Here is a 26,782-nt window from a genome sequence, read left to right on the forward strand (position 1 = left end):
GGGCGACGATGGTTGCAGCTGTTGTTGTTTTCACTTTCCCATCGTGGGGACTGGTTACCCGACCGGGCGCATTGATTCCGGGGGGCCGTTTCACTATAAAATGGCCCAGACGCAACAGACATTGGCAATTTGGCAAGCAGAGCGTGCATCAATGCAATATCAGATTACCCACGCCGACCTCTCTCTGGTCCTGGCACTGGAACGTGGCCGCTCGCTGGCCAAAGCCGCCGAACTGCTCAAAGTCGACGTTTCGACCGTGTTCCGCTCGATCCGCCGATTGGAGTCGGCGCTGGGCACCGCCTTGTTCGTCAAGAGCCGAAAGGGCTATCTGCCGACTGACACCGCCCAGGCCTTGGCCGAACAGGCCGAACGTGCCGAGCAGGCGCTCGAAGCGGCGCGCATTGCCATGACCAGTGGCGAGCAAGTGGTCAGCGGCACGGTGCGCCTGACCTGCACCGAGGCGGTGATGCACAGCCTGTTGCTGCCGGCGCTGGCCGAGTTCATGCCCAACTACCCGGCCTTGTCGCTGGAGATGGGCACCTCCAACACCTTCGCCAACCTTAGCCGGCGCGACGCCGATATTGCCCTGCGCCTGACCAACACGCCACCGGAGCACCTGGTGGGCCGCAACCTGGGCTCCACCTCCTATGTAGTCTGCGGCCACCCACAGTGGCGCGAGCGCCTGAGCGAGTCGCCTGCCAGCGTGCCGTGGATCGCACCTGACGACTCGATGCAGGACCACCCTACGGTGGTCTGGCGCAACCAACAATACCCGGGCCTGAGCCCGCGCTACCAGTGCAGCAGCATGTCGACCATCGCCCAACTGGTCACGGCCGGCCTGGGCGTGGCAGCTCTGCCGGATTACATGGTGCATGCGCTGCCCGGGGTGGATGCACTGAGCGGCCCCCTGGCCGGCTGCGACACCCAGTTGTGGCTGCTGACCCGGCCGGATTGCCGGGCGTTGCGCTCGGTGCAGACCCTGTTCGAAGAGCTGACCCCGCGGTTGCGTGACGCGATGCTCTGAGGTTATCGTCAAGCTCATGCACTGAGGGTGTCTGTTCCGGCTCTTTCGCGGGTAAACCCGCCGCTACAAGCTACGCGGTCCCTGTAGGAGCGGGTTCACCCGCGAAGAAGGCATCGCAGGGTTTGCAGGTACCGCCCGGCAAAACAGCGCTTCCCTATTGGCTGGTGAATTTTTATACTATCGAGTCCGCCTGCCCACTAATGGGCTGCACGCCCACCGCAATTGCTACTGAGGAAGACCATGGCCCGCGTAACTGTTGAAGACTGCCTGGAACACGTGGATAACCGCTTTGAGCTGGTCATGCTCTCGACCAAGCGCGCTCGCCAGCTGGCGACCGGCGGCAAAGAGCCACGCGTTGCGTGGGAAAACGACAAGCCAACCGTTGTTGCCCTGCGTGAAATTGCTGAAGGCATCGTCACCAACGAGTTCATCGCTGCTGAAGAGATCGTCACCGAGGATCCGGTGTTCGCCGCGTTCGAGGACGAGAACAACGAGGCTGTCTGATTGATGCCAGGTCGACGTCGTACGGCGCAAGGCCCTCTTCCTCGGCAGGAGGTGAACCCATGCCGGGTATAGAAGCCTTGGCCGAACGGCTTTCGACCTATCTTGGCCCCGAACAGGTCAACCTGGTCCGGCGTGCCTATTTCTACGCCGAACAGGCCCACGATGGGCAACGCCGCCGCAGCGGCGAGCCCTACGTGACCCACCCGCTGGCCGTGGCCAGCATCCTCGCCGACATGCACATGGACCATCAGAGCCTGATGGCGGCCATGCTGCACGATGTGATCGAAGACACCGGCATCGCCAAGGAAGCCCTCAGCCAGCAGTTTGGCGAGACCGTGGCCGAACTGGTCGATGGGGTCAGCAAGCTGACCCAGATGAACTTCGAGACCAAGGCCGAGGCGCAGGCGGAAAACTTCCAGAAGATGGCCATGGCCATGGCCCGCGACATTCGCGTGATCCTGGTCAAGCTGGCCGACCGTCTGCACAACATGCGCACCCTGGAAGTGCTGTCTGGCGAAAAACGCCGTCGCATCGCCAAGGAAACCCTCGAGATCTACGCCCCCATCGCCAACCGCCTGGGGATGCACAATGTGCGCGTGGAGTTCGAAGACCTTGGCTTCAAGGCCATGCACCCGATGCGCTCGTCGCTGATTCACCGTGCAGTGAAGAGCGCACGCGGCAATCGCAAAGAAATCGTCGCCAAGATCGAACACTCGCTGGCCAACTGCCTGGCCGCCGACGGTATCGAGGGCGAGGTCAGCGGTCGGCAGAAACACCTCTATGGCATCTACAAGAAGATGCGCGGCAAGCGCCGTGCCTTCAACGAGATCATGGACGTGTATGCCTTCCGCATCATTGTCGACAAGGTGGACACCTGCTACCGCGTGCTCGGGGCCGTGCACAACCTCTACAAGCCGCTGCCCGGGCGCTTCAAGGATTACATCGCGATCCCCAAGGCCAACGGCTACCAGTCGCTGCACACTACCCTGTTCGGCATGCACGGCGTGCCCATCGAAATCCAGATCCGCACCCGCGAAATGGAAGAGATGGCCAACAACGGCATCGCCGCGCACTGGCTGTACAAGTCCAACGACGACGAGCAGCCCAAGGGCAGCCACGCGCGTGCCCGCCAGTGGGTCAAGGGTATCCTCGAACTGCAGCAACGTGCCGGCAACTCCCTGGAATTCATCGAGAGCGTGAAGATCGACCTGTTCCCGGACGAGGTCTACGTGTTCACGCCCAAAGGCCGGATCATGGAGTTGCCAAAGGGCTCCACGGCCGTCGATTTCGCCTACGCGGTGCACACCGACGTTGGCAACAGTTGCATCGCGTGCCGCATCAACCGCCGCCTGGCGCCGCTGTCCGAACCGCTACAAAGCGGCTCGACAGTGGAAATCGTCAGCGCCCCGGGCGCTCGGCCAAACCCGGCCTGGCTCAACTTTGTGGTCTCCGGCAAGGCACGCACGAATATCCGCCACGCGCTCAAGCAACAGCGCCGCTCGGAGTCCATCAGCCTGGGCGAGCGCCTGCTGAACAAGGTACTCACCGGCTTCGACAGCAGCCTGGAGAAAATCCCCCAGGAACGCATCCAGTCCATTCTCGCCGAGTACCGCCTGGAGCTGATAGAAGACCTGCTCGAAGACATCGGCCTGGGCAACCGCATGGCCTACGTGGTCGCGCGCCGCCTGCTGTCGGCCGAAGGCGAACAGCTGCCGGCGCCAGAAGGCCCGCTGGCGATCCGCGGTACCGAAGGCCTGGTGCTGAGTTACGCCAAGTGCTGCACGCCGATCCCGGGTGACCCGATTGTCGGCCACCTGTCGGCCGGCAAGGGCATGGTCGTGCACCTGGAGAACTGCCGCAACATCAGTGAAATCCGCCACAACCCCGAAAAGTGTGTGCAGCTCTCCTGGGCCAAGGACATCACTGGCGAGTTCAATGTCGAACTGCGTGTCGAACTGGAACACCAGCGCGGGCTGATCGCCCTGCTGGCCAGCAGCGTCAACGCCGCCGACGGCAACATCGAAAAGATCAGCATGGACGAACGCGACGGCCGTATCAGCGTGGTCCAACTGGTGGTCAGCGTGCACGACCGCGTGCACCTGGCGCGTGTGATCAAGAAGCTGCGTACCCTGACCGGTGTGGTCCGCATCACCCGCATGCGTACGTAGTCCGCCAACCGCAAGGAGTCATCATGAGCAAAACCGTCATCAACAGCGACAAGGCCCCTGCCGCCATCGGCACCTACTCGCAGGCGATCAAGGCCGGCAACACCGTGTACATGTCGGGCCAGATCCCTCTGGACCCGAAGACCATGGAACTGGTCGAAGGCTTCGAGGCCCAGACCGTGCAGGTGTTCGAGAACCTCAAGGCCGTGGCTGAAGCCGCTGGCGGTTCGTTCAAGGACATCGTGAAACTGAACATCTTCCTCACCGACCTGAGCCACTTCGCCAAGGTCAACGAGGTGATGGGCCGCTACTTCGAACAGCCCTACCCAGCCCGCGCCGCCATCGGCGTTGCCGCGCTGCCAAAAGGCTCTCAGGTCGAAATGGACGCCATCCTGGTCATCGAATGATGCCCTGGTGACGGGCCCCTGCCCGTCACCCTTCTTACTCCGCAAGGTTACCCCGTCATGCGTCAAGCACTGCCCTTCGCGCTGGCAGCCCTGCTACTGGGCGGCTGCACCAGCCACAAACCCGAAGACTTCAACGGCATCTGGATCAACCAGGAAGCCATCACTGCGGCGGTCAAAGCCGGCAGCCTGCGCCAGGCCCTGAATGAGCATGGCCCAGTGTTCGAGTGGAAGCTCGATGTGGCCAATCAGCAAGCCAGCTATAGCAATGGTTTCGAGGCCGCTGACGGCCAGCTGAGCGCCAATGACAAGCAATGGCAGGCCCGTTTCCATGGCGGCCAGACCGAGCAGCTTTCGCTCGATGGCGACGAGCTGCTGGCCGTCGACCAAAGTGGCGCCAAGCAAACCTTCGTGCGCGCCAAGGTGCCGGCGACAGCCAATGCACCACTGGGCAGCAGCTTCGAGAAGGCGCTGTACCAGGCCTACCTGGGTGGTAACTGGAAGATCGTCGAAGGCCAGGGCAAAGGTGCCAGCGTGCGCTTCAGCGACACCGGCAACGTCACCGGCCTACCCGGGCCGGACCGCTTCGCCCTGTGCCTGGCGGGTGATTGTGCGACCATGGGTGGCAGCAATGACAGCCTGTGGCTGGAGCGCAACCAGCGCGGTGCACCGTTCATCATCAAGCGCGATGGCGACAAGCTGGAGATTTTCCAGGCAGTGAACCGTGCGCAGCCGGATGAAATGCCGGAACTGGCACCGGGCAAGCGTCAGTGGGCGCTGGAGCGCAGCTGAGATGATGCGCGGTCCCTGTAGGAGCGGGTTTACCCGCGAAGAAGACACCGCGGTGGATGGTACGGGCTTCGCCCGTGTTCGCGGGCAAGCCCGCTCCCACAGGGTCGCGCCAGCTTTTAGAAATTGAGCAAGACAGTTACTCCCACAAGGGAACGCGCCACCTGCCAGCTAGGCTTTTCCTGCCAGAATCGCGGCGTAGCCTTCCCTGTAGCTCGGATATACAGGCGCCCAGCCCAGCGCCCGCGCCCGGGCATTGCTACAGCGCTTGCTGCCAGTACGCCGCACCCGCTGCTCATCGGACCATTCGGTAACCCCCATATACGCCCGTAGCCAGGCCACCACATCGGCCAGCGGCGCGGGGTCGTCATCAACGCCAATGTAGCAGTCGTCCAGCACCTTGCCATCAGCATCGGCCTGCAGCAGAAACGCCAGCAGGCTGGCGGCATCTTCGGCATGAATGCGGTTGCCATACAGCGGCGGCTCCTCGGCTACGCGGTAACCCTGACGCACCTGGCTCAGCAACCATTCGCGCCCTGGGCCATAGATACCGGTCAGGCGGACCACGCTCGCCGGGATGCCGCTGGCCAGTGCCAACCGCTCAGCCTCCAGCATAACTCGCCCGGAATAGCCCTCAGGCTCGGTGGCAGCGCCCTCCTCTACCCACTCGCCATCCTTCTGCGCATACACGCTGCTGCTGGAGACGAACAACAGGCGACGCGGGCGCTGACCACGCTCGGCCAACCAGGCCAATACATGGCGCAAGCTATCAACATAGGCTGCTTGGTAACCCGCCTCATCGTGCTGGCTGGCCGCCACGCAGTACACCAGGTAATCCAGCGCGCCCTGTGGCCAGGCCAGCGGCATCGACGGTTCGGCCAAGTCTGCGGCAACCGGCTGAACCCCAGCGGGCAGCTGATCGACAGAACGGCGCAGGCCGCTCACCTTCCACCCTTTAGCCAACATCTGCCTGGCCAGACGCCCACCCACATCACCACAACCCACCACCATCACGGAAAGGTCTGACATCTCTAAACTCCCCTAGACCAATTGATCAGCCTGGCCACGCTACACGATGGGCGGCTAGACCATAGGCGAAAAAAGCTACAATATTACTTTTGTTAACAAGAATTACTTGCAATAATGGCCGCCAAATTGTTCTCGGCCTGCATCGAGGCCTTGGAGAACGCTCACTTTTTTCTTCATCAGGTCCGGCCAGCATGACACGTACTCAACCTTCCGCTTCGCCAACCCCGTCGCGCGCCTGGCGCGCCATCGCCGCGCTGACACTCAGCCTGGTGCTGGCCCCGGTGGCCATGGCCGATGAGCCAACCACCAACGCCGCCACGCCTGCTGCTGCAACTGCCCCGGCCACACCCGCTGCTGCCCCGGTCGATGCGCCTGCGCCTGGTGCCACTGCCACCACCCCGGCAGATACACCGGCCGCAGCAGACCCGAGCGTTCAAGCCCTGGTCGAAGACACCTCGCTGGGCATGGCCCATGACCTGTCCCCATGGGGCATGTACAAGAACGCCGACATCGTGGTGAAGATCGTCATGATCGGCCTGGCCATCGCCTCCATCATCACCTGGACCATCTGGATTGCCAAAGGCTTCGAGCTGATGGGCGCCAAGCGCCGCCTGCGTGGTGAAATCGCCCAGCTGAAGAAGTCCACCACCCTGAAAGAAGCCAGCGAAGTCTCCAACAAGGAAGGCACCCTGGCCCATACCCTGGTCCACGATGCCCTCGAAGAGATGCGCCTTTCGGCTAACGCTCGCGAAAAAGAAGGCATCAAGGAGCGCGTCAGCTTCCGTCTGGAGCGCCTGGTACATGCCAGCGGCCGCACCATGAGCAGCGGCACCGGCGTCCTCGCAACCATCGGTTCCACCGCGCCGTTCGTCGGCCTGTTCGGTACCGTATGGGGCATCATGAACAGCTTCATCGGCATCGCCAAGACCCAGACCACCAACCTGGCCGTCGTTGCCCCAGGTATCGCCGAAGCGCTGCTGGCCACTGCTCTGGGCCTGGTCGCGGCAATCCCGGCCGTGGTCATCTACAACGTCTTCGCCCGCTCCATTGCCGGTTACAAGGCGCAGGTGTCCGATGCCTCCGCCCAGGTACTGCTGCTGGTCAGCCGTGATCTGGACCACCAGGGCAGCGAGCGCGCCGCCCCGCACATGGTGAAAGTGGGGTAAGCCATGGGCCTGCATCTCAACGAAGGTGGCGACGACCTCGCCGAAAACCACGAAATCAACGTTACGCCGTTCATCGACGTGATGCTGGTGCTGCTGATCATCTTCATGGTCGCCGCTCCCTTGGCCACGGTCGACATCAAAGTCGACCTGCCGGCCTCAACCGCCAAACCGGCACCAAGGCCAGAGAAACCGGTGTTCGTCAGCGTCAAGGCCGACCAGAAGCTGTATGTCGGAGACGACCAGGTGGCTGCACCCGACCAGCTTGGCCCGATGCTCGACGCCAAGACCAAGGGTGACAAGGAAACCACCATCTTCTTCCAGGCTGACAAAGGCGTGGATTACGGCGACCTGATGGAAGTGATGAACAACATGCGCGCGGCCGGCTACCTGAAAGTCGGTCTTGTAGGTCTCGAGACGGCAGCCAAGAAATGATGAAAACGCGCTCTAACATGGCGCGCTACGGTGGCAGCCTGGCGATCGTGCTGGGCGTGCACGTGGTCGCCGTGCTGCTGACGCTCAACTGGTCGGTGCCCCAGGCCATCGAGCTGCCCCCGGCAGCGATGATGGTCGAACTGGCACCGTTGCCGGAGCCTGCGCCACCACCACCCCCAAAGGCAGCTCCGCAGCCACCGGCCCCGGTCGAGGAACCACCGTTGCCGAAGCTGGCAGAAGCGCCCAAGCCCAAGATCGCCATCCCCAAGCCGCCCAAGCCGAAGGCCAAGCCCCAGCCGCCCAAGCCCGAGAAAAAGCCTGAGCCGCCGAAGGAAGCGCCACCCACCGAGCAAACGGTGGACGCACCGCCCAGCAACACGCCACCGCAGAAGTCCGCGGCACCGGCTCCGAGCATTGCGTCCAACAGCAAAGCACTGCCAACCTGGCAGAGCGACCTGCTGCGCCACCTGGCCAAGTACAAGCGCTACCCGGAAGACGCGCGCCGTCGCGGCCTGCAAGGCATGAACCGCCTGCGCTTCGTGGTCGACGCCGAAGGCAAGGTCGTGTCGTACTCCATGGCCGGTGGTTCAGGCAGTGCCTCACTCGATCGGGCGACCCTGGAAATGATCCGTCGGGCCGGCAAGGTACCCAAGCCGCCACCCGAGTTGCTGAACAATGGCACGATTGAAGTCGTGGCACCGTTCGTCTACTCACTGGACCGCCGCTGAGACTTTTGCTTCTGTCACAATTCGGCAAGTCTGATAACGTGCGTCTATCGATTGCAGCCGCTATGCTGGGCCCGCAACTTCATGGACGCACGTTATGACCCTCACCGAATTACGCTACATCGTCACACTCGCCCAGGAACAGCACTTCGGCCATGCCGCCGAGCGCTGTCACGTGAGCCAACCAACCCTGTCGGTCGGTGTGAAGAAGCTCGAGGACGAGCTTGGCGTTCTGATCTTCGAGCGCAGCAAAAGCGCAGTACGTCTGACCCCGGTCGGCGAAAGCATCGTCGCCCAAGCGCAGAAGGTACTGGAGCAGGCCCAAGGCATTCGTGAACTGGCCCAGGCCGGCAAGAATCAGCTGACCGCCCCGCTCAAGGTCGGCGCCATCTACACCGTCGGCCCCTATCTGTTCCCGCACCTGATCCCGCAGCTGCACCGCGTGGCGCCGCAAATGCCGCTGTACATCGAAGAAAATTTCACCCACGTACTGCGCGAAAAGCTGCGCAACGGCGAACTGGACGCGGTGATCATCGCCCTGCCGTTCAACGAAGCCGACGTGCTGACGCTACCGCTCTACGACGAACCGTTCTGCGCCCTGATGCCTGCCGACCACCCATGGACGGCGAAGAAGACCATCGACACTGCCATGCTCAACGACAAGAGCCTGTTGCTGCTCGGTGAGGGCCACTGCTTCCGCGACCAGGTACTGGAAGCCTGCCCTACCCTGAACAAGGGGGGTGAAGGCTCAAGGCACACCACGGTCGAGTCCAGCTCGCTGGAAACCATCCGTCACATGGTGGCTTCGGGCCTTGGCGTATCGATCCTGCCGCTGTCGGCCGTGCACAGCCATCACTACGCCCCCGGCGTCATCGAAGTGCGCCCGCTGACGGCACCGGCACCATTCCGCACGGTAGCCATCGCCTGGCGCGCCAGTTTCCCGCGGCCAAAGGCCATCGAGATCCTCGCCGATTCGATCCGCCTGTGCTCGGTCGCCAAAAACCCTGCGGAACAACCGGCCTGAGTCATGAGTGAGCTGTCGAAGGTCCCGGTCACAGTACTGAAAGGTGTGGGCGAGGCAATGGCGGAGAAACTCGCCAAGGTCGGCCTGGAAAACCTGCAGGACGTGTTGTTCCACCTGCCCCTGCGCTACCAGGACCGCACGCGCGTGGTGCCAATCGGCCAGCTGCGTCCGGGCCAGGATGCGGTTATCGAGGGTGTGGTCAGTGGTACCGATGTGACCATGGGCAAGCGCCGCAGCCTGGTGGTGCGCCTGGGCGACGGCAGCGGTGTACTGACATTGCGCTTCTACCACTTCAGCAACGCGCAGAAGGAGGGCCTGAAGCGGGGCACCCACCTGCGCTGCTATGGAGAAGCCCGCCCCGGCGCTTCCGGCCTGGAAATCTACCACCCGGAGTACCGCGCGCTGAACGGCAGCGAGCCGCCGCCACCGGTGGAACAGACACTGACGCCGATCTATCCGTCCACCGAAGGTCTTACCCAGCAACGCCTGCGCCTGTTGTGCCAGCAGAGCCTTGCCCTGCTTGGCCCGCGCAGCCTGCCCGACTGGCTGCCTGACGAACTTGCCCGGGACTACCAGCTGGCACCCTTGGACGAAGCCATACGCTACCTGCACAACCCGCCGGCCGACGCCGACCTCGACGAGCTCGCCGAAGGCCAGCACTGGGCCCAGCACCGCCTGGCCTTCGAAGAGTTGCTGACCCACCAGCTGTCGCAGCAACGCCTGCGCGAAAGCCTGCGCAGCCTGCGTGCGCCGGTACTGCCCAAGGCCACGCACCTTCAGGCGCAGTACCTGGCCAACCTTGGTTTCCAGCCGACCGGCGCGCAGCAGCGGGTAGCCAACGAAATTGCCTATGACCTTAGCCAGCACGAACCGATGATGCGCCTGGTGCAGGGCGACGTGGGTGCCGGCAAGACCGTGGTCGCTGCACTGGCCGCGTTGCAGGCGCTGGAGGCTGGCTATCAGGTGGCATTGATGGCCCCCACCGAGATCCTCGCCGAGCAGCACTACATTACCTTCAGGCGCTGGCTGGAACCGCTGGGCATCGAAGTCGCCTGGCTAGCCGGCAAACTCAAGGGCAAGGCCCGGGCCGCTTCCCTGGAGCAGATCGCCAACGGTGCACCCATGGTGGTCGGCACCCACGCGCTGTTCCAGGAGGAGGTGAGGTTCAAGCACCTGGCCCTTGCGATCATCGACGAACAGCACCGGTTTGGCGTGCAGCAACGCCTGGCCCTGCGCAAGAAGGGCGTGGCCGGCGAGTTGTGCCCGCACCAGCTGATCATGACCGCCACCCCGATTCCGCGCACCCTGGCCATGAGCGCCTACGCCGACCTGGACACTTCGGTGCTCGACGAATTGCCGCCAGGGCGCACGCCGGTGAACACCGTGCTGGTGGCCGACAGCCGCCGCTTCGAAGTGGTCGAGCGGGTACGCGCCGCCTGCGCCGAGGGGCGCCAGGCCTACTGGGTATGCACGCTGATCGAAGAGTCCGAAGAACTCACCTGCCAGGCCGCCGAAAGCACTTACGAGGAGCTTGGCAGCGCGCTTGGCGAGCTGAGGGTAGGATTGATCCACGGGCGCATGAAGCCGGCGGAAAAAGCCGAGATCATGGCCGAGTTCAAGGCTGGCAACCTGCAGCTTCTGGTCGCCACCACGGTCATCGAGGTGGGTGTGGACGTGCCCAACGCCAGCCTGATGATCATCGAGAACCCCGAGCGCCTGGGCCTTGCACAGTTGCACCAGCTGCGTGGCCGGGTTGGTCGGGGCAGCGCCGTGAGCCATTGCGTGCTGCTGTACCACCCGCCGCTGTCGCAGATAGGCCGCGAGCGCTTGGGGATCATGCGCGAGACCAACGACGGCTTCATCATTGCCGAAAAAGACCTTGAACTGCGTGGCCCGGGCGAGATGCTCGGCACCCGCCAGACCGGTCTGCTGCAGTTCAAGGTCGCCGACCTGATGCGCGACGCGGACCTGCTGCCGGCCGTGCGCGACGCGGCTCAGGCCCTGGTATCACGCTGGCCGGAACACGTCAGCCCGCTGCTGGACCGCTGGCTGCGCCATGGCCAACAATATGGCCAAGTGTGACGCCAGTCCCAGAATGGATCCAGATTTGCTCGCAGGCTGGTTATACTTCGCGTTTAAAAGAATCAGTGGATACGGACCATGACTGAAGTTGCCCTGGACACCGCAACCCCACACGCCCCCTCCGTCATCAGGCTGCTGCTCGACAAACTTGGCGTGCCCTTCCGTCAGGTGGTCGAACACCCGCACCTGCCTGCGGCTTCGCGGGTGCAGGCTGTCCTTCTCGACGACGAGGTCGGCGCCCTCATGGTGCTGTTCCCGCAGAGCCACCTGCTGGACCTCAACCGCCTGGCCGAGCTGACCGGGCGCAAGCTGACCGCCGTGTCGGTACCGCGACTGAAGCAGATGCTCGACAAGCACCACCTCAAGGCGCTGCCGGGCATCCCGGCGCTGACCAGTTCGCCATGTCAGTACGAAAAGGCCCTGCTCGACACCGAAACTGTCTTTATCCAGTCCGGCGAAGCCGGCCTGTTGCTGGAAATCGAACGCGCACACTTCAAGCGCATGCTGGCCAAGGCCAGCGCCAGCAGCTTCGGCCAGCAAGTCGAAGCGATCAGCCCCAACCTCGACCGCCCCGATGACGACACCCGGGAAATCACCAATGCCGTCCAGGCCTTCACCGCCCGACGCATTCAGAAGCGCCTGGAAGAAACCATCGAAATTCCTCCGCTCGCCGACACCGCGCAGAAGATCATCAAGCTGCGGGTAGATCCCAACGCCAGCATCGACGATATCACCGGCGTGGTCGAAACCGACCCGGCGCTGGCGGCACAGGTGGTGAGCTGGGCCGCATCGCCCTACTATGGTTCGCCGGGCAAGATTCGCTCGGTGGAAGACGCCATCGTGCGTGTGCTGGGTTTCGACCTGGTGATCAACCTGGCCCTGGGCCTGGCGCTGGGCAAGACCTTGAGCCTGCCAAAAGACCACCCACAGCAGGCCACGCCCTACTGGCAACAGTCGATCTACACCGCCGCGATCATCGAAGGCCTGACCCGCGCCATGCCTCGCGCAGAACGCCCCGAGGCCGGGCTGACCTACCTGGCCGGGCTACTGCACAACTTCGGCTATCTGCTGCTGGCGCATGTGTTCCCACCGCACTTCTCGCTGATTTGCCGCCACCTTGAGGTCAACCCGCATCTGAACCACACCTACGTGGAACAACACCTGCTGGGCATCAGCCGCGAACAGATCGGTACCTGGCTGATGAAGCTGTGGGACATGCCGGAAGAGCTGTCGACTGCCTTGCGCTTTCAGCACGACCCGGCCTACGAAGGCGAATATTTCGCGTTCCCCAACCTGGTGTGCCTGGCCACCCGTCTGCTGCGCTCGCGAGGCATAGGCTCAGGGCCGCAGGAAGAGATTCCTGACGAGCTGCTGGAACGCCTGGGCATTACCCGGGACAAGGCTGAGGATGTGGTGAACAAGGTGCTCGAAGCCGAGAACCTGTTGCGTGAGCTGGCTTCGCAGTTCCACGCACCGCATTAAGCATTAACGCATACCCTGTGGGAGCAACTGTCTTGCTCAACTTCTAAAAGCTGGCGCAATCCCTGTGGGAGCGGGCTTGCCCGCGAACACCGGCGAAGCCGGTGCCATGCACCGCGTCGCTTGTTTCGCGGGCACGCCCGCTCCCACAGCATCCCCGTCGGGTTTCAACCTTTCTTCTTCGGTTTCAGGTATTTCATCAACCCCTGAAACCACATCACCAACGCCGGGTTGCCCTTGATCTGGATGTGCTTGTCCTGAATCCCTTGCATGAACGCCAGCTGCTTGTTACCCGCCTGCATGGTGGCGAAGCCGTAGGCAGCGTCCTTGAAGGCAATGGCGAACGCCGGCTGGGGGTGCGCGCCGCCCTTGCTGCTGATGCGCTCGTTCTCGACGATGAAGTGCCGGGCGACCTTGCCGTCCAGGGTTTGCATCTGGAATACCAGGTTCTTGCCTTTGAGCTGCTGCTGGAAAGCGGGGTTATTACGGCTGGCCCTGGCCATCAACAGCCCCATGGCCCAGAGAAGAAAGCGGAACTTCATCAACGCGCCTCGAACGAAAAGTGACTAAGGCGCGCAGTCTATCCTTTTCCAGAACTATTTATGCAAGTTAGAAGCATCTTGCCTGCAGAAAGCACAACGGGCGCCCCGGGGCGCCCGCTTGGCTGAAACTGGGTTGCCAGGGAGCGATTACTTGCCCTTCTTGGCAGGTTTGGCTTCGTTAACTTCATCGCGCAGGTTCTTGCCTGGCTTGAAGGCCACGGTGTTGCTGGCTTTGATCTTGACCGGCTCCCCAGTCTGCGGGTTCTTGCCGGTACGCGCACCGCGATGACGTTTTTCGAAGGTGCCGAAACCGACCAGGGTCACGGTGTCCTTGTCCAGGGCACCGGTGATGCTGTCGAGAATCGCGTTCAAAACCTGATTGGCCTTTTCCTTGGTCAGGTCAGCCTTGTCGGCGATGACGGCGGCGAGTTCTGGTTTGCGCATAGTGAAGCCTCTTTGACGGAATTCTTGTTGTTATGCCGTGCTGCCTCTGGGAGCAGCGCTCAAGGCACCGCAGGCTCTAATCTGCGGCAGACGGGAGTGAGAATGGCACGAGCTCAGGGGCCGCGCCAGTATCTGGGCGGCCATTGTGCAGGCAACAACAGGATAAATCCGACAGAACGCGCGCTATTTACGCCATAACCGCTGGCAACTGACGATTCAGCGCCAGCTTCTCCATCACCGCCGCTCCGGTGAGGGCGTAGCCCAGCAGCTTGCCGTCGGCATCTAGGCAGAGCACCTTGAGGTCACTGCCCTGCCCCTCTACCTGCCAGATGCCTTCGCAGCCCTGTGGCGCCGGCGAGACAACCAGCGGACAGGCCGGGGTTTTCACGGTGATCGGCATCGGCCCGTAGGAAACGGCCGTCGGCTTGCCCGCCAGGGTTTGCGCCAGCGCCCGGGCACAGCTCATCAGCGGCATCACATACAGCAGGTTGATGCCATCGACTTCGGCACAGTCGCCAAGGGCGAAGATGTTGGCGTGTGAGGTACGTAGCTCGCGGTCTACGCTTACGCCACGATTGGTCTGCAGGCCGGCCGCGGCAGCCAGGTCGGTACGTGGGCGAAGGCCGATGGCCGAAACCACCAAGTCGCAGACGATCACGCGGCCATCCGACAGGTGTGCCTCCAGGCCTTGGGTCACCTGCTGCAGGCGGGTCAGCACCGGCCCCAAGTGGAAGCGCACACCCAGGCTCTCCAGCCCACCCTGCACTGCCGCCGCAGCGGCCGGGTGCAGCAGGGTCGGCATGACCTGTTCGCACGGAGCCACAACGTCGACCTCGAAGCCGCCCAGGCTCATGTCGTTTGCAAATTCGCAGCCGATCAGACCGGCACCGAGGATCAGCACACGCTGCTTGCCAGCGGCGGCCGCACGGAAGCGCGCGTAGTCTTCCAGGTCGTTGATCGGGAACACCAGATGGCCGCCATCACCCTCGATCGGCACCTGCACGGTCTGCGCCCCCCAGGCCAGCACCAGGTCGCGGTACTCCACGGCCTCTTCGCCGATCCACAGCCGCTTGTGCCCCGGGTCGATGCCGCTGATGCGGGTATGGGTGCGGATCTCGGCATTAAGTTGCTCGGCCATAGCGCCCGGCTCAGCCATGCACAGGCCGTCGGCGTCCTTCTGCTTGGCAAAGCCCATGGAAAGCATCGGCTTGGAGTAGGAACGACCATCGTCGGCGGTGATCAGCAACAGCGGCGTCTGCGCATCGAGCTTGCGAAATTCACGGGCCAGGTTGTAGCCCGCAAGGCCGGTACCGATGATTACCACAGGGGACGTCATGTCGTGCTTTCCTCGATTAACCGATGGAGATCATTTCAAAGTCGCTTTTGCCGACGCCACAGTCGGGGCACAGCCAGTCTTCAGGCACATCCTCCCAACGGGTGCCGGGGGCGATGCCGTCGTCGGGCCAGCCCTCGGCTTCGTCGTAGATCAGGCCACAGACAATACATTGCCACTTTTTCATCAGGTCTATTTCCTCGGTTCAGGCTGGGGCTTGTGCTGCTGATGGCCACTTCGCGGGCAAGCCCGCTGCTGCAGCGACCGCGAAGGGCCTGGCGGTCTTGCCCGCGAACGGGGCCAGCACGCAATGCGTGGGGGCTTTGTAGCGGCCCTGCCGGCAGTATGCAAGCAGTTGGGGCAATCATGCTAAGCTCGCCGCCTCTCTGGCAGTAACAAAGCATACCGACGTGTCGTACGAATCCCCGCAAGCAGCCGCTGTCGCGTGGCTGCCGTATTCACAACTGGCGACCGACATCGACCAGCCCACCCTAGACTGGCTGTTCGACGAGGGCTCGCTGACCCGCCGCCTGACCCGTCTGTCCATTGATCACTTTTCCGTCACCCCGCTGTTCGAGGGCTGGCAGCCGCTGCGCGATGACGAATGCCAAGCGCTGGGCATCGCTGCCGGTTCCGAAGGCTGGGTGCGCGAAGTGTACCTGCGCGGCCATGGCCAACCTTGGGTATTCGCCCGCAGCGTGGCCAGCCGCAGCGCCCTGGAACGTGGTGGTCTGGACCTGGAAAGCTTGGGCAGCCGCTCGCTGGGCGAGTTGCTGTTCTGCGACCAGGCGTTCATCCGTCATCCACTTGAAGTGTGCAGTTACCCACAGGCCTGGCTGCCGTCCGAAGCAGCACATGCGGCGCTTTGGGGCCGCCGCTCGCGCTTCGAGCGCAACGGCCTGGACCTACTGGTGGCAGAAGTGTTCCTGCCGGCATTGTGGCAAGCGGCCAAGGAGGAAAACCGCTGATGTACCTGCAACTGCTCAAGTCGCTCAACCGCCTGCACCCACGGGCCTGGGACTTCGTCCAGCTCAGCCGCATGGACCGACCGATAGGCATCTACCTGCTGTTGTGGCCGACCCTGTCGGCAGTGTGGATTGCCGGCAACGGGTCACCAACCCTGGCCAATGTGCTCATTTTCGGCCTTGGTGTGGTGCTGATGCGCGCGGCCGGCTGCTGCATCAACGACTTTGCCGACCGCAAGGTTGACGGCCATGTCAAGCGGACCGCCGACCGCCCCCTGGCCAGTGGCCGGGTGCGGCCACGCGAGGCGCTGACACTGTTCGCGATTCTGGTCGGGGTGAGTTTCCTGCTGGTGCTGTGCACCAACAGCCGCACCGTCTGGCTGTCGTTCGGGGCGGTGGCCTTGGCGTTCTGCTACCCGTTCATGAAGCGCTACACCTACTACCCGCAGGTGGTGCTGGGGGCGGCGTATTCGTGGGGCATTCCCATGGCTTTCACAGCCGCTGGCGGTGAATTGCCGGCCGGCGCCTGGCTGCTGTATATCGCCAACCTGCTGTGGACGGTGGGTTATGACACCTATTACGCCATGGTCGACCGCGATGACGACCTGAAAATTGGTGTGAAATCCACTGCGATCCTGTTCGGCGACGCTGATCGCAGCATCATCCTGACCCTGCAGTTGCTGTCGCTGGGCTGCCTGTTGCTGGCCGGTAGCCGCTTCGACCTGGGTGGCTGGTTCCACCTTGGGTTGCTGGGTGCGGCGGCGTGCTTTGCCTGGGAATACTGGTCAACACGCAAGCTGGACCGGGAATCGTGCTTCAAGGCGTTTCTGCACAACCACTGGGCGGGGATGCTGGTGTTTATCGGGGTGGTGCTGGATTACGCGTTGCGCTGAGTAGTTTGGGGCTGCTGCGCAGCCCATCGCGACACAAGGCCGCACACATTGATCAGCGTACGTCGAACCATGTGGGAGCGGCCTTGTGTCGCGATGGGCCGCACAGCGGCCCCGGCTGTCTCAAGGCTTGGCAACGTGCCAGACGTCTTTCATGCCGTCACCGGTCATGTCACCGGCCTTCTTGTCCTTGATGAAGGTATACAGTGGCTTGCCGTCGTAAGCCCACTGCATCGAACCGTCGTCACGCGTTACATGGGTCCATTTATCCTTAGGTGCTTCGTCTTCTTTCTTGACCATCAAAGGTGGCCAGTTCTTGGCGCACTCGCCATTGCACATCGACTTGCCGCCCGCATCCTTGTCAAAGGTGTACAGGGTCATGCCGGCATGATCGACCCACTTGCCATCCTTCTCCATGGCATGGTGGGCCAACGCCACCCCCGGGAGCGCCAACGCAGTGAAAAGGGCCATCCAGCTCAGCGTATGTCGTGTCATTGGATTCACCATTGTTTCGGGGGGAAATGGGTTCGGGTTGCCATTAAAGCGGCCCTCTGTAGCCTAGTTCAGTCATGGAATGTCGCCAGAACGGCCAACACCCTGTCACACAGCTGCAATAATTCCGTTATCTAATGCGGGCCAAGACACCGAATCCAGGAGAGGTTTTGAGCATGGTAGGCAGGAACATTCTGATCGTCGACGACGAAGCGCCCATTCGCGAGATGATCGCCGTTGCCCTGGAAATGGCCGGCTATGACTGCCTGGAAGCGGAAAACTCCCAACAGGCACACGCGATCATCGTCGACCGCAAACCGGACCTGATACTGCTCGACTGGATGCTGCCGGGCACCTCCGGCATCGAGCTGGCCCGCCGCCTGAAGCGCGACGAGTTGACCGGTGATATCCCGATCATCATGCTCACCGCCAAGGGTGAAGAGGACAACAAGATCCAGGGCCTGGAAGTGGGCGCCGACGACTACATCACCAAACCGTTCTCGCCGCGTGAACTGGTCGCGCGACTGAAAGCCGTGCTGCGCCGCACTGGCCCGAGCGACAGCGAAGCGCCGATCGAGGTCGGTGGCCTGCTGCTCGATCCGATCAGCCACCGCGTGACCATCGACGGCAAGCCGGCCGAGATGGGCCCTACCGAATACCGCCTGCTGCAGTTTTTCATGACCCACCAGGAACGCGCCTATACCCGAGGCCAACTGCTGGACCAGGTGTGGGGCGGCAACGTCTATGTCGAGGAACGTACCGTCGACGTGCACATCCGTCGCTTGCGCAAGGCACTGGGTGAGGCTTACGAGAATCTGGTACAAACCGTCCGGGGCACTGGCTACCGCTTCTCGACCAAGAGCTGATCGAGTTCCAGAGCGCCAAGCTGCACGTCGTTGTACAAGGACCGTCAATTGAACCAGAACTGGCACGCAACCCTGATTCGCCATCTGCTGTTGCTGATTACCATCTGCCTGATCGGCGGGCTGGTAAGCGGCTACTACGGCTGGAGCCTGGCCATTGGCCTGGCGCTCTATCTGGGCTGGACCCTCAAGCAACTGCTGCGCTTGCACGACTGGCTGCGCAATCACCAACCCGACGAAGCACCGCCCGATGGCTACGGCCTGTGGGGCGAGGTATTCGATAGCATCTACCACCTGCAACGCCGCGACCAGCGCGTGCGGGGCCGCCTACAGGCAGTGATCGACCGGGTGCAGGAGTCCACCGCCGCACTGCGTGACGCGGTAATCATGCTCGACAGCGACGGCAACCTGGAATGGTGGAACCGCGCCGCCGAGACCCTGCTGGGCTTCAAGACACCACAGGACGGTGGCCAGCAGGTGACCAATCTGGTGCGCCACCCGCTCTTCAAAGAGTACTTCGAGGCGGAAAACTACCTCGAACCGCTGGAAATCCCTTCGCCGATCAATGACCGCATGCGCGTGCAGTTGCACATCACCCGCTACGGCAACAATGAACACCTGATGCTGGTGCGCGATGTCACCCGCATCCACCAGCTGGAACAGATGCGCAAGGACTTCGTCGCCAACGTGTCCCACGAGCTGCGCACACCACTGACGGTAATCACCGGCTACCTGGAAACCCTGCTGGACAACGTCGAAGACGTGAACCCGCGGTGGAGCCGCGCCCTGCAGCAGATGAGCCAGCAAGGCTCGCGCATGCAAACCCTGCTCAACGATTTATTGCTACTGGCCAAACTGGAAGCCACCGATTACCCATCGGACAACCAGCCGGTGGCAGTCGATGCCCTGCTCGCCGCCATCAAGAACGACGCCCAGGCCCTGTCCGGGCCGCGCAACCAGCACATCAGCCTGGAAGCTGCGCCCGGCGTGAAGCTGAAGGGCAGCGAGTCGGAACTGCGCAGTGCCTTTTCCAATCTGGTGTTCAATGCAGTCAAGTACACCCAGGACGAAGGCAACATCCGCATCCGCTGGTGGGTCGATGCCCAGGGCGCTCATCTGTCGGTGCAGGACTCGGGGGTGGGCATCGATGCCAAGCACTTGCCACGCCTGACCGAGCGTTTCTACCGGGTAGACTCCAGCCGTGCATCGAATACCGGCGGGACCGGGTTGGGGCTCGCAATCGTCAAGCATGTGCTGATGCGCCACCGCGGCAAGCTGGAAATCAGCAGTGTACCGGGGCATGGCAGCACCTTTACCTGTCACTTTGCGCCAGCACAATTGGCCAACGAAAAGGCTTGAGATTGGCGCTGATGCGCAGCCCTTCGCGGGCCCGCCCGCTCCCGCAGGGACCGCAATAAATCCGCTGCCCTTTGCTTTTGCGGCCCCAGCCGCTACATTGGATTCCCCGTGCCAGCAAAAGCTGGCACTTTTTTTCTCTCTATCTCAAAGACGGACCCCGTAAAAACTCCATCATGGACCCTTCCTCTGGTATCAGCCTCACCTCGTTATTCGCCGATTTCGGCATGATCATCTTTGCCTTCCTGCTGGTGCTGCTCAACGGCTTCTTCGTTGCTGCGGAGTTCGCCATGGTCAAGCTGCGCGCCACACGCGTGGAGGCCATCGCCGAAAAGCACGGCTGGCGCGGCAACATCCTGCGCAAGGTTCACAACCAGCTCGACGCCTACCTGTCAGCCTGCCAGTTGGGTATCACCCTTGCCTCGCTGGGCCTGGGCTGGGTGGGTGAGCCCGCCTTCGCCCACCTGCTGGAGCCATTGCTGGCCTATTTCGGCGTGGACAGCGCCGAGCTGGTCAAGGGGATCTCGTTCTTCGTCGCCTTCTTCGTCATCTCGTACCTGCACATCGTGGTCGGCGAGCTGGCACCCAAGTCCTGGGCCATCCGCAAGCCAGAGCTGCTGTCGCTGTGGACTGCGGTACCGCTCTACCTGTTCTACTGGGCAATGTACCCGGCCATCTACCTGCTCAATGCCAGTGCCAACACCATTCTGCGCATTGCCGGCCAGGGCGAGCCTGGCCCGCACCACGAACACCACTACAGCCGCGAAGAGCTCAAGCTGATCCTGCACTCCAGCCGCGGTCAGGACCCAAGCGACCAAGGCATGCGCGTGCTGGCCTCGGCCGTGGAAATGGGCGAGCTGGAAGTGGTCGACTGGGCCAACTCGCGTGAGGACATGATCAGCATCGACGCCCATGCGCCTCTGAAGCAGATCCTGGCTCTGGTGCGCCGCCACAAGTTCAGCCGCTACCCGGTATACGACGCCGAGCGCGAAGAATTCACCGGCCTGCTGCACATCAAGGACCTGCTGCTGGAGCTGGCTGAGCTGGAGCACTTGCCAGAGACCATCGACCTGGAGGACCTTGCCCGGCCACTCGAACGCGTGTCGCGGCACATGCCCTTGGCCCAGTTGCTGGAGCAGTTCCGTAAGGGCGGGGCGCACTTCGTACTGGTAGAAGAGGCCGATGGCAAGGTGATCGGCTACCTGACCATGGAAGACGTGCTGGAAGTGCTGGTGGGCGACATCCAGGACGAGCACCGCAAGACCGAGCGAGGCATTCTCGCCTACCAGCCGGGCAAGCTGCTGGTGCGCGGGGACACCCCGCTGTTCAAGGTCGAGCGCCTGCTGGGTATCGACCTTGACCACATCGAGGCGGAAACTCTGGCCGGGCTGATCTACGAGACGCTCAAGCGCGTCCCTGAAGAAGAGGAAGTGCTGGAGGTCGAAGGGCTGCGCATCATCATCAAGAAGATGAAAGGGCCCAAGATCGTACTGGCCAAGGTGCTGAAGCTGGATTGATGGTCCAATCGGTCAGGGGTTGCCGGCAGTGAAATCCGGCATCCCGCTGATCGGCCTGGCGAAGCGGTAAGGTATCGATTCCAGCGCCAACCCCACATTGCGCTGCACCACAAAATGCAGGTGCGGCCCAGTGCTGTTGCCGGTATTGCCCGACTTGGCCAGCATCTGGCCCTGCCGTACCCTTTGCCCCTCCGCCACCACCACCGAACCGCGCATCAGGTGAAGGTATACGCCCATGGTGCCATCCGGGTGCAAAATCCTGACAAAGTTGCCCGAGGGGTTTGGGCCGCGCCCGCTCTGGCTGTTCTCCGTCTTCACCACCACCCCTTCCCGCGCGGCGATGATGGTGGTGCCTTCGGGCATGGCGACATCCATGGCGTAGCGCCCTTTGGGTCCAAAATGACTGACGCGGCCATTGGGGCCCTGAGTGACGCGGAACGGCCCGCCAATCCACGGGAACGCATAGCGGAAGCCCTGGGGCCGCTTACCCGGGTCACCCATGGCCTGCAGCAGGGTCGAACGGTAGTTCAGCAGCAGCCCGGGCCGCCCCCTGAGCACACTGAGCATCTGCGTGCTGCGCGGCGGCAGCAGCCGACGCACAATACGCGGGGCATCGCCGCCTTGTGCGTTGACCAGGTTGTCCAGCCGCAACTCTACCTCTACCGGCACGTGCAGCTCGTTACGTGCGGAAAAGCTCACACCACCGTCGAAGGTTTTCGCATTCAGCCGCACTTGGCCTTCGAGCGTTTCGACCATGGGCTCGCGCAGCACCAAGGGCTTGGCGCCGGGGCCAGGCCGGTCAGAATAGGAGATGACACCGGAATCGTCGGTGATCTTGTAGAGCGTCACGCCCTGGCTCGACGCTGAGGCCATGAGTAATGCACAGAACAGCAGCAGGCGGGCGGGCATGATAGTGGCTTTTTGACAGTTATGATCTGTCGAAGCCTAGCAGCGGGTTTTACGGTCTGTATTGCAGTTGGTCGGATGGGGCGAGGCAGGCTTTTGGCAGGAGCAGCCTTGTGCTGCGCCTGCCAAAAGCATGGCGCGGGGCCGGGTCAGGCACCAGGGGTGAAGTGCTTCTGCGCAGTGCCGCGGGCGATCAACCGAGAAAGGTAGTCGAGCTTCTGGGCATCCTGGTCGACAAACTTGAACGTCAACTGTAACCAGTCACTGTCAGGTTTTGGCTCCAACGCCGCGACAGCATGCAGGTAGCCGTTCAGGCGAGCGACTTCGGCACTTTCGCCCTGCTCCAAGTCCAGCACCGCACCTTCCAGCACCTGTGGCAGCGCTTCGCTGCGGCGTACCACCAGCAGTGCCTCTTTCAGGCTCAACGCCTTGATCACGCATGGCTGCGTGCCGCTGGCCAGGCGCAACTGGCCCTGGCCACGGCCGCTTGGCGCGGGGGCAGCCGGTGCGGGAGCCGCGACCAAAGGCTTGGCCGACGCTGGCGCTGGCGCCGCAACCTTGACCGCTTCCGGCTTCCCTGCGGTCAGCGCGTTCAACGAATCGTTGGCAAACGCCGAGTTGGCTCGCGCCGGGCCGATGGCCATCAGGCTGTCGAGCTTGCCGATCTTGGTCAGGGCTTTCTTTACCTTGGTCAGCAGTTGCTCGTTGGTGAACGGCTTGCCTACAAAATCGGAAACGCCCGCCTGGATCGCCTGAATGACGTTTTCCTTGTCGCCACGGCTGGTCACCATGATGAACTGCAGGTTCTTCAGTGCAGGCTGCTGACGGCACCAGGTCAGCAGTTCCAAGCCAGACATTTCCGGCATCTCCCAGTCGCACAGGACCAGGTCGAACGCTTCCTTACCGAGCATGACCATGGCCTTGCGACCGTTGACCGCGTCTTCGATGGCCATACCCGGGAAGGCATTGCGCAGACACTTGCGGACCAGGTCACGGATAAACGGGGCGTCATCCACGACCAGCACATTCACTTTACTCATCGATACTCCTTATGAATCCCGTCTAGCCTACTGCCAATGATGGCCACTTGCTACAACCTGGTCACGCCGGGACTTCTTCACATCGTTCGCGGGTGCCTGCCGGCTCTCGACCGCAAACGAAAACGCCCGGCCAAGGCCGGGCGTCGATGCTCGGGAGCAACCTTACTTATCGTCAGATTCGCCCGGAACATTAGCCTTTTCACCGTTGGCGACTGCAGTGCCCTGCACCTCTGCCGTCATGCGCTTGAGCCCCATGTGGCGCACATCGGTGCCGCGCACCAGGTAGATCACCAGTTCGGAGATGTTGCGCGCATGGTCGCCAATACGCTCCAGCGAGCGCAGCACCCAGATCACGCTCAGCACCCGCGAGATAGAGCGCGGGTCTTCCATCATGTAGGTCACCAGCTCACGCAGCGCGGTCTTGTACTCGCGGTCGATGGTCTTGTCGTACTGGGCCACCGACAGCGCCAGGTCGGCGTCGAAGCGGGCAAAGGCGTCCAGCGCATCACGGACCATGTTGCGCACCTGGTCGCCAATGTGGCGCACCTCGACATAACCTCGCGGCGACTCGCCTTCTTCGCACAGCTGGATGGCGCGGCGGGCGATCTTGGTCGACTCGTCACCGATGCGTTCCAGGTCGATCACCGACTTGGAAATGCTGATGATCAGGCGCAGGTCGGAGGCCGCCGGCTGTCGGCGAGCGAGGATGCGCAAGCACTCCTCGTCGATGTTGCGCTCCATCTGGTTGATCTGCTCATCGACCTCGCGCACCTGCTGGGCCAGACCTGAGTCGGCTTCGATCAGCGCGGTAACCGCGTCGTTGACCTGCTTTTCCACCAGCCCGCCCATGGCCAGCAGGTGGCTACGCACCTCTTCGAGCTCGGCGTTGAACTGCTGGGAAATGTGATGGGTAAGGCTATCTTTGTTGATCATCTTTTTGTCCTTTGGTAGCGCGGCCCTGTAGGAGCGGGTTCACCCGCGAACACCGGCAACGCCGGTGCCAGACACCGAGGTGCCTGTTTCGCGAGCGGCGCTTAGCCGTAGCGACCGGTGATGTAGTCTTCGGTCTGCTTCTTCGCCGGGTTGGTGAACAGGGTATCGGTATCCCCGAATTCGACCAGCTTGCCCATGTACATGAACGCGGTGTAGTCCGAAACACGCGCCGCCTGCTGCATGTTGTGGGTCACGATGACGATGGTGTACTTGGATTTCAATTCGTAGATCAGTTCTTCGACCTTCAAGGTCGAGATCGGGTCCAGCGCCGAGCACGGTTCGTCAAGCAGCAGCACCTCTGGTTCCACGGCAATGGTGCGGGCGATGACAAGGCGCTGCTGCTGGCCACCGGACAGGCCCAGCGCCGACTCGTGCAGGCGGTCCTTGACTTCGTCCCACAAGGCCGCGCCCTTCAATGCCCACTCGACTGCTTCATCAAGCACGCGCTTCTTGTTGATGCCCTGGATGCGCAGGCCGTAGACCACGTTCTCGTAGATGGTCTTGGGGAACGGGTTCGGCTTCTGGAACACCATGCCCACGCGCCGGCGCAGTTCGGCAACGTCTTCGCCCTTGCGGTAGATGTTGTTGCCATACAGGTTGATGGCTCCTTCCACACGGCAACCGTCAACCAGGTCGTTCATCCGGTTGAAGGTACGCAGCAGGGTCGACTTGCCGCAGCCGGACGGGCCGATGAAGGCGGTCACACGCTGCTTTGGGATGTTCATCTGTACGTCGAACAGCGCTTGCTTGTCGCCATAGAACAGGCTCAGGCCCGGCACTTCGATGGCCACGGTTTCTTCAGCCAGGCGCAGGCTCTGCTTGTTGCGGCCCAAGGCAGACATGTCGATGCCATGGGTGTGGGAATCTTGCTGCATGGTCAACTCCATACGCTATCAATTCGTTTCAAAGGGCCGCCCGGCTTACGGGCGGCGCGCTTGCAATCAGGGTCAGCTGTCCAGCGCCTTGTACTTCTCGCGCAGGTGGTTGCGGATCCACACGGCAGAGAGGTTGAGAGTCGCGATCACCAGCACCAGCAGCAACGCAGTGGCATATACCAGCGGCCGCGCGGCTTCGACGTTCGGGCTCTGGAAGCCGACGTCATAGATGTGGAAGCCCAGGTGCATGATCTTCTGGTCCAGGTGCAGGTACGGGTAGTTACCATCCACGGGCAGCGACGGCGCCAGCTTTACCACACCCACCAGCATCAGCGGCGCCACTTCGCCGGCGGCACGGGCCACGGCGAGGATCATGCCGGTCATCATGGCCGGGCTGGCCATGGGCAGGACGATTTTCCACAGGGTCTCGGCCTTGGTTGCGCCCAGCGCCAGCGAGCCTTCACGCACGGTGCGCGGGATACGCGCCAGGCCTTCTTCGGTGGCCACGATAACCACCGGCACCGCCAGCAATGCCAGGGTCAGCGATGCCCACAGCAGGCCCGGAGTACCCAGCGTCGGCGCCGGCAGGGCTTCCGGGAAGAACAGGCGGTCGATCGAGCCACCCAGTACGTAGACAAAGAAACCCAGACCGAACACACCGTAGACGATCGCAGGAACACCGGCCAGGTTGTTCACCGCAATGCGGATAAGCCGGGTGACCGGGCCCTGCCTGGCGTACTCACGCAGGTACACAGCAGCCAGCACGCCGAACGGGGTGACGATCACGGCCATGATCAGGGTCATCATCACGGTACCGAATATGGCCGGGAAGATACCGCCTTCAGTGTTGGCTTCACGCGGGTCTTCGCTGAGGAACTCCCACACTTTGGTGAAGTAGCTACCCAGCTTGGTGAAGCCCGACATCGCGTTCGGCCGGATGGCATGCACCACTTTGCTCAGGTTGATCTCCACTTCTCGGCCGTTGGCATCGCGGGCCACCAGGCTGTCACGGGCAAAGGCCTGGTGCAGGCCGGTCAGGCGGTCTTCAATGGCCTTGTAGCGGCTATTCAGTTCGGCACGGTCGGCGTCCATATCGGCCTGTGCAGCGGCGTCCAGCTTGCCGTCCAGCTCCAGCTTGCGCGCCTGCAAGCGCAGGCGCTCGAGGCCATGGTTGATGGCACCGATGTCCTTCTTCTCGAGGCTTTGCAGCTCGTTGTTGAGTTGGTTGGCGCGCTTGAGACGGGCCTGCAGTTCGTTCCAGGCGGCAGGCCCCTCGGCGACTACGCGGCCTTCTTCCTTGACGCTGACCAGGTAGCCGTAAAAATTGCCCCACTCGCGGCGCTCCAGGGCCATCAGATCGGCCGGGTGCTGTTCATCGACCAGCCAGTCGCCGACCACCCAGGTGAAGTCGCTACCATTGAGGTCGCGGTTACCCACCTTGATAAGCTCCCGGGTCATGAACTCCGGGCCTTGGTCAGGCACCGGCAGGCCAGCCCCCTTCAGACGAGCCCGGGGTACTTCCTCCTTCTGCACCACTTCGCCAATGACGACGTGATCGGCCTGGCCCGGCACCTTGTAGGTGGCCTGGACAAGATCGGCCGGCCAGAAGTGGCCCAGGCCGCGCACGGCGATCACCGCCAGCAGGCCGACGGTCATGATCACGGCCATGGCCACCGCGCCGCCGCTCATCCAGACGCCTGGGGCGCCGCTCTTGAACCAGCCTTTGAGGGAATCCTTTTTCAC

Annotated in this window: 27 protein-coding genes; 16 read left to right on the forward strand and 11 right to left on the reverse strand. The window is 62.6% G+C overall.

Annotated elements, in window-relative coordinates; translation table 11 throughout:
- Nucleotides 1-151: 151 nt before the first annotated feature.
- The 5 genes from QCL51_RS24680 (at nt 152) to QCL51_RS24700 (ending at nt 4,889) form a co-directional block, all read left to right on the forward strand.
- On the forward strand, nt 152-1,024 hold the full coding sequence (locus QCL51_RS24680) for a LysR family transcriptional regulator (protein ID WP_021785252.1): 873 nt from the start codon (nt 152-154) through the stop codon (nt 1,022-1,024).
- 240 nt (nt 1,025-1,264) lie between these two features.
- Entirely contained in the window at nt 1,265-1,528 is a 264-nt protein-coding gene (gene rpoZ, locus QCL51_RS24685) for a DNA-directed RNA polymerase subunit omega (protein WP_003253383.1), read from the forward strand.
- Between the two features lie 59 nt (nt 1,529-1,587).
- On the forward strand, nt 1,588-3,696 hold the full coding sequence (gene spoT / locus QCL51_RS24690; protein ID WP_021785253.1) for a bifunctional GTP diphosphokinase/guanosine-3',5'-bis pyrophosphate 3'-pyrophosphohydrolase: 2,109 nt from the start codon (nt 1,588-1,590) through the stop codon (nt 3,694-3,696).
- A 23-nt stretch (nt 3,697-3,719) separates the two neighbouring features.
- Nucleotides 3,720-4,100 carry a RidA family protein gene (locus tag QCL51_RS24695; protein WP_003253379.1) on the forward strand — a complete coding sequence of 127 codons (381 nt, stop codon included), beginning with the start codon at nt 3,720-3,722 and terminating at the stop codon, nt 4,098-4,100.
- Nucleotides 4,101-4,157: 57 nt separating this feature from the next.
- Nucleotides 4,158-4,889 carry a hypothetical protein gene (locus QCL51_RS24700; RefSeq protein WP_021785254.1) on the forward strand — a complete coding sequence of 244 codons (732 nt, stop codon included), beginning with the start codon at nt 4,158-4,160 and terminating at the stop codon, nt 4,887-4,889.
- 168 nt (nt 4,890-5,057) lie between these two features.
- Here QCL51_RS24700 and QCL51_RS24705 read toward each other — a convergent pair whose 3' ends face one another.
- Nucleotides 5,058-5,915 carry an SDR family oxidoreductase gene (locus QCL51_RS24705; RefSeq protein WP_338444441.1) on the reverse strand — a complete coding sequence of 286 codons (858 nt, stop codon included), beginning with the start codon at nt 5,913-5,915 and terminating at the stop codon, nt 5,058-5,060.
- A gap of 191 nt (nt 5,916-6,106) precedes the next feature.
- Between QCL51_RS24705 and exbB the strand changes: the two genes are divergently transcribed.
- The 6 genes from exbB to QCL51_RS24735 all read left to right on the forward strand — a co-directional run bounded on the left by exbB (nt 6,107) and on the right by QCL51_RS24735 (nt 12,826).
- Nucleotides 6,107-7,081, forward strand: a complete 975-nt coding sequence (gene exbB / locus QCL51_RS24710) for a tonB-system energizer ExbB (protein WP_021785256.1) — start codon at nt 6,107-6,109, stop codon at nt 7,079-7,081.
- Between the two features lie 3 nt (nt 7,082-7,084).
- The gene (exbD, locus tag QCL51_RS24715) at nt 7,085-7,513 is read left to right on the forward strand and encodes a TonB system transport protein ExbD (RefSeq protein WP_003253367.1); all 429 of its coding nucleotides are present in this window, start codon (nt 7,085-7,087) and stop codon (nt 7,511-7,513) included.
- On the forward strand, nt 7,510-8,241 hold the full coding sequence (locus QCL51_RS24720; protein ID WP_021785257.1) for an energy transducer TonB: 732 nt from the start codon (nt 7,510-7,512) through the stop codon (nt 8,239-8,241). Before exbD ends, QCL51_RS24720 begins: the two co-directional genes overlap by 4 nt.
- 94 nt (nt 8,242-8,335) lie before the next feature.
- Nucleotides 8,336-9,262: a hydrogen peroxide-inducible genes activator gene (locus tag QCL51_RS24725; protein ID WP_012274839.1), complete on the forward strand. Its 927-nt coding sequence runs from the start codon at nt 8,336-8,338 to the stop codon at nt 9,260-9,262.
- Nucleotides 9,263-9,265: 3 nt separating this feature from the next.
- Nucleotides 9,266-11,344, forward strand: coding sequence for an ATP-dependent DNA helicase RecG (gene recG / locus QCL51_RS24730; protein ID WP_028697464.1), 2,079 nt, complete (start codon nt 9,266-9,268; stop codon nt 11,342-11,344).
- Between the two features lie 78 nt (nt 11,345-11,422).
- The gene (locus QCL51_RS24735; RefSeq protein ID WP_101195984.1) at nt 11,423-12,826 is read left to right on the forward strand and encodes an aminoacyl-tRNA deacylase and HDOD domain-containing protein; all 1,404 of its coding nucleotides are present in this window, start codon (nt 11,423-11,425) and stop codon (nt 12,824-12,826) included.
- Nucleotides 12,827-12,990: 164 nt separating this feature from the next.
- Here QCL51_RS24735 and QCL51_RS24740 read toward each other — a convergent pair whose 3' ends face one another.
- The 4 genes from QCL51_RS24740 to QCL51_RS24755 all read right to left on the reverse strand — a co-directional run bounded on the left by QCL51_RS24740 (nt 12,991) and on the right by QCL51_RS24755 (nt 15,329).
- Nucleotides 12,991-13,365, reverse strand: a complete 375-nt coding sequence (locus QCL51_RS24740; RefSeq protein ID WP_021785260.1) for an SCP2 sterol-binding domain-containing protein — start codon at nt 13,363-13,365, stop codon at nt 12,991-12,993.
- 147 nt (nt 13,366-13,512) lie between these two features.
- The gene (locus tag QCL51_RS24745) at nt 13,513-13,809 is read right to left on the reverse strand and encodes an HU family DNA-binding protein (RefSeq protein ID WP_021785261.1); all 297 of its coding nucleotides are present in this window, start codon (nt 13,807-13,809) and stop codon (nt 13,513-13,515) included.
- Nucleotides 13,810-13,996: 187 nt separating this feature from the next.
- Complete coding sequence (locus tag QCL51_RS24750) at nt 13,997-15,145, reverse strand: FAD-dependent oxidoreductase (RefSeq protein WP_021785262.1); 1,149 nt, start codon at nt 15,143-15,145, stop codon at nt 13,997-13,999.
- A gap of 16 nt (nt 15,146-15,161) precedes the next feature.
- Entirely contained in the window at nt 15,162-15,329 is a 168-nt protein-coding gene (locus QCL51_RS24755; protein ID WP_003253349.1) for a rubredoxin, read from the reverse strand.
- 223 nt (nt 15,330-15,552) lie between these two features.
- Here QCL51_RS24755 and QCL51_RS24760 point away from each other — a divergent pair, with 223 nt between their 5' ends.
- Both QCL51_RS24760 and ubiA read left to right on the forward strand, forming a co-directional pair.
- Nucleotides 15,553-16,110 (forward strand): chorismate lyase, encoded by a 558-nt coding sequence (locus QCL51_RS24760; RefSeq protein ID WP_021785263.1) that lies wholly within the window; start codon nt 15,553-15,555, stop codon nt 16,108-16,110.
- Nucleotides 16,110-17,000 (forward strand): 4-hydroxybenzoate octaprenyltransferase, encoded by an 891-nt coding sequence (gene ubiA / locus QCL51_RS24765; RefSeq protein WP_004575206.1) that lies wholly within the window; start codon nt 16,110-16,112, stop codon nt 16,998-17,000. The genes QCL51_RS24760 and ubiA overlap by 1 nt, the downstream gene beginning before the upstream one ends.
- Before the next feature lie 120 nt (nt 17,001-17,120).
- Here the strand turns inward: ubiA and QCL51_RS24770 are convergent, their stop codons facing one another.
- Nucleotides 17,121-17,492 (reverse strand): hypothetical protein, encoded by a 372-nt coding sequence (locus QCL51_RS24770; protein ID WP_028697463.1) that lies wholly within the window; start codon nt 17,490-17,492, stop codon nt 17,121-17,123.
- A 173-nt stretch (nt 17,493-17,665) separates the two neighbouring features.
- On the opposite strand from QCL51_RS24770, the gene phoB reads away from it, so the two are divergent.
- The 3 genes from phoB (at nt 17,666) to QCL51_RS24785 (ending at nt 21,225) form a co-directional block, all read left to right on the forward strand.
- Nucleotides 17,666-18,355 carry a phosphate regulon transcriptional regulator PhoB gene (phoB, locus tag QCL51_RS24775; protein ID WP_003253341.1) on the forward strand — a complete coding sequence of 230 codons (690 nt, stop codon included), beginning with the start codon at nt 17,666-17,668 and terminating at the stop codon, nt 18,353-18,355.
- 48 nt (nt 18,356-18,403) lie between these two features.
- The gene (gene phoR, locus QCL51_RS24780; protein WP_021785265.1) at nt 18,404-19,711 is read left to right on the forward strand and encodes a phosphate regulon sensor histidine kinase PhoR; all 1,308 of its coding nucleotides are present in this window, start codon (nt 18,404-18,406) and stop codon (nt 19,709-19,711) included.
- Between the two features lie 173 nt (nt 19,712-19,884).
- Nucleotides 19,885-21,225: a hemolysin family protein gene (locus tag QCL51_RS24785; RefSeq protein WP_021785266.1), complete on the forward strand. Its 1,341-nt coding sequence runs from the start codon at nt 19,885-19,887 to the stop codon at nt 21,223-21,225.
- Between the two features lie 12 nt (nt 21,226-21,237).
- Here the strand turns inward: QCL51_RS24785 and QCL51_RS24790 are convergent, their stop codons facing one another.
- From QCL51_RS24790 to pstA, 5 genes are all read right to left on the reverse strand, one after another.
- Nucleotides 21,238-22,134 (reverse strand): peptidoglycan DD-metalloendopeptidase family protein, encoded by an 897-nt coding sequence (locus QCL51_RS24790; protein WP_021785267.1) that lies wholly within the window; start codon nt 22,132-22,134, stop codon nt 21,238-21,240.
- Between the two features lie 146 nt (nt 22,135-22,280).
- Entirely contained in the window at nt 22,281-23,171 is an 891-nt protein-coding gene (locus QCL51_RS24795) for a response regulator (RefSeq protein WP_021785268.1), read from the reverse strand.
- 162 nt (nt 23,172-23,333) lie between these two features.
- Nucleotides 23,334-24,104 carry a phosphate signaling complex protein PhoU gene (phoU, locus tag QCL51_RS24800; protein ID WP_021785269.1) on the reverse strand — a complete coding sequence of 257 codons (771 nt, stop codon included), beginning with the start codon at nt 24,102-24,104 and terminating at the stop codon, nt 23,334-23,336.
- A 101-nt stretch (nt 24,105-24,205) separates the two neighbouring features.
- Nucleotides 24,206-25,039 (reverse strand): phosphate ABC transporter ATP-binding protein PstB, encoded by an 834-nt coding sequence (pstB, locus tag QCL51_RS24805; protein WP_021785270.1) that lies wholly within the window; start codon nt 25,037-25,039, stop codon nt 24,206-24,208.
- A gap of 72 nt (nt 25,040-25,111) precedes the next feature.
- Nucleotides 25,112-26,728 (reverse strand): phosphate ABC transporter permease PstA, encoded by a 1,617-nt coding sequence (pstA, locus tag QCL51_RS24810; protein ID WP_172402835.1) that lies wholly within the window; start codon nt 26,726-26,728, stop codon nt 25,112-25,114.
- Nucleotides 26,729-26,782 lie beyond the last annotated feature (54 nt).

The organism is Pseudomonas sp. LTR0, from assembly GCF_036630035.1.
GTDB classification, from domain to species: Bacteria; Pseudomonadota; Gammaproteobacteria; order Pseudomonadales; family Pseudomonadaceae; genus Aquipseudomonas; species Aquipseudomonas putida_Y.

Excerpts from the sequence above, each read along its gene's own strand:
- QCL51_RS24700 (WP_021785254.1), top strand. The coding sequence starts at position 4,158 with ATGCGTCAAGCACTGCCCTTCGCGCTGGCAGCCCTGCTACTGGGCGGC.
- QCL51_RS24745 (WP_021785261.1), bottom strand. The coding sequence starts at position 13,809 with ATGCGCAAACCAGAACTCGCCGCCGTCATCGCCGACAAGGCTGACCTG.
- QCL51_RS24790 (WP_021785267.1), bottom strand. The coding sequence starts at position 22,134 with ATGCCCGCCCGCCTGCTGCTGTTCTGTGCATTACTCATGGCCTCAGCG.
- QCL51_RS24750 (WP_021785262.1), bottom strand. The coding sequence starts at position 15,145 with ATGACGTCCCCTGTGGTAATCATCGGTACCGGCCTTGCGGGCTACAAC.
- QCL51_RS24680 (WP_021785252.1), top strand. The coding sequence starts at position 152 with ATGCAATATCAGATTACCCACGCCGACCTCTCTCTGGTCCTGGCACTG.
- exbB (WP_021785256.1), top strand. The coding sequence starts at position 6,107 with ATGACACGTACTCAACCTTCCGCTTCGCCAACCCCGTCGCGCGCCTGG.
- QCL51_RS24720 (WP_021785257.1), top strand. The coding sequence starts at position 7,510 with ATGATGAAAACGCGCTCTAACATGGCGCGCTACGGTGGCAGCCTGGCG.
- rpoZ (WP_003253383.1), top strand. The coding sequence starts at position 1,265 with ATGGCCCGCGTAACTGTTGAAGACTGCCTGGAACACGTGGATAACCGC.
- pstB (WP_021785270.1), bottom strand. The coding sequence starts at position 25,039 with ATGCAGCAAGATTCCCACACCCATGGCATCGACATGTCTGCCTTGGGC.
- exbD (WP_003253367.1), top strand. The coding sequence starts at position 7,085 with ATGGGCCTGCATCTCAACGAAGGTGGCGACGACCTCGCCGAAAACCAC.
- QCL51_RS24755 (WP_003253349.1), bottom strand. The coding sequence starts at position 15,329 with ATGAAAAAGTGGCAATGTATTGTCTGTGGCCTGATCTACGACGAAGCC.
- QCL51_RS24735 (WP_101195984.1), top strand. The coding sequence starts at position 11,423 with ATGACTGAAGTTGCCCTGGACACCGCAACCCCACACGCCCCCTCCGTC.
- QCL51_RS24695 (WP_003253379.1), top strand. The coding sequence starts at position 3,720 with ATGAGCAAAACCGTCATCAACAGCGACAAGGCCCCTGCCGCCATCGGC.
- phoB (WP_003253341.1), top strand. The coding sequence starts at position 17,666 with ATGGTAGGCAGGAACATTCTGATCGTCGACGACGAAGCGCCCATTCGC.
- QCL51_RS24785 (WP_021785266.1), top strand. The coding sequence starts at position 19,885 with ATGGACCCTTCCTCTGGTATCAGCCTCACCTCGTTATTCGCCGATTTC.
- ubiA (WP_004575206.1), top strand. The coding sequence starts at position 16,110 with ATGTACCTGCAACTGCTCAAGTCGCTCAACCGCCTGCACCCACGGGCC.
- pstA (WP_172402835.1), bottom strand. The coding sequence starts at position 26,728 with ATGAGCGGCGGCGCGGTGGCCATGGCCGTGATCATGACCGTCGGCCTG.
- QCL51_RS24795 (WP_021785268.1), bottom strand. The coding sequence starts at position 23,171 with ATGAGTAAAGTGAATGTGCTGGTCGTGGATGACGCCCCGTTTATCCGT.
- phoU (WP_021785269.1), bottom strand. The coding sequence starts at position 24,104 with ATGATCAACAAAGATAGCCTTACCCATCACATTTCCCAGCAGTTCAAC.
- QCL51_RS24740 (WP_021785260.1), bottom strand. The coding sequence starts at position 13,365 with ATGAAGTTCCGCTTTCTTCTCTGGGCCATGGGGCTGTTGATGGCCAGG.
- QCL51_RS24725 (WP_012274839.1), top strand. The coding sequence starts at position 8,336 with ATGACCCTCACCGAATTACGCTACATCGTCACACTCGCCCAGGAACAG.
- spoT (WP_021785253.1), top strand. The coding sequence starts at position 1,588 with ATGCCGGGTATAGAAGCCTTGGCCGAACGGCTTTCGACCTATCTTGGC.
- QCL51_RS24705 (WP_338444441.1), bottom strand. The coding sequence starts at position 5,915 with ATGTCAGACCTTTCCGTGATGGTGGTGGGTTGTGGTGATGTGGGTGGG.
- QCL51_RS24770 (WP_028697463.1), bottom strand. The coding sequence starts at position 17,492 with ATGACACGACATACGCTGAGCTGGATGGCCCTTTTCACTGCGTTGGCG.
- recG (WP_028697464.1), top strand. The coding sequence starts at position 9,266 with ATGAGTGAGCTGTCGAAGGTCCCGGTCACAGTACTGAAAGGTGTGGGC.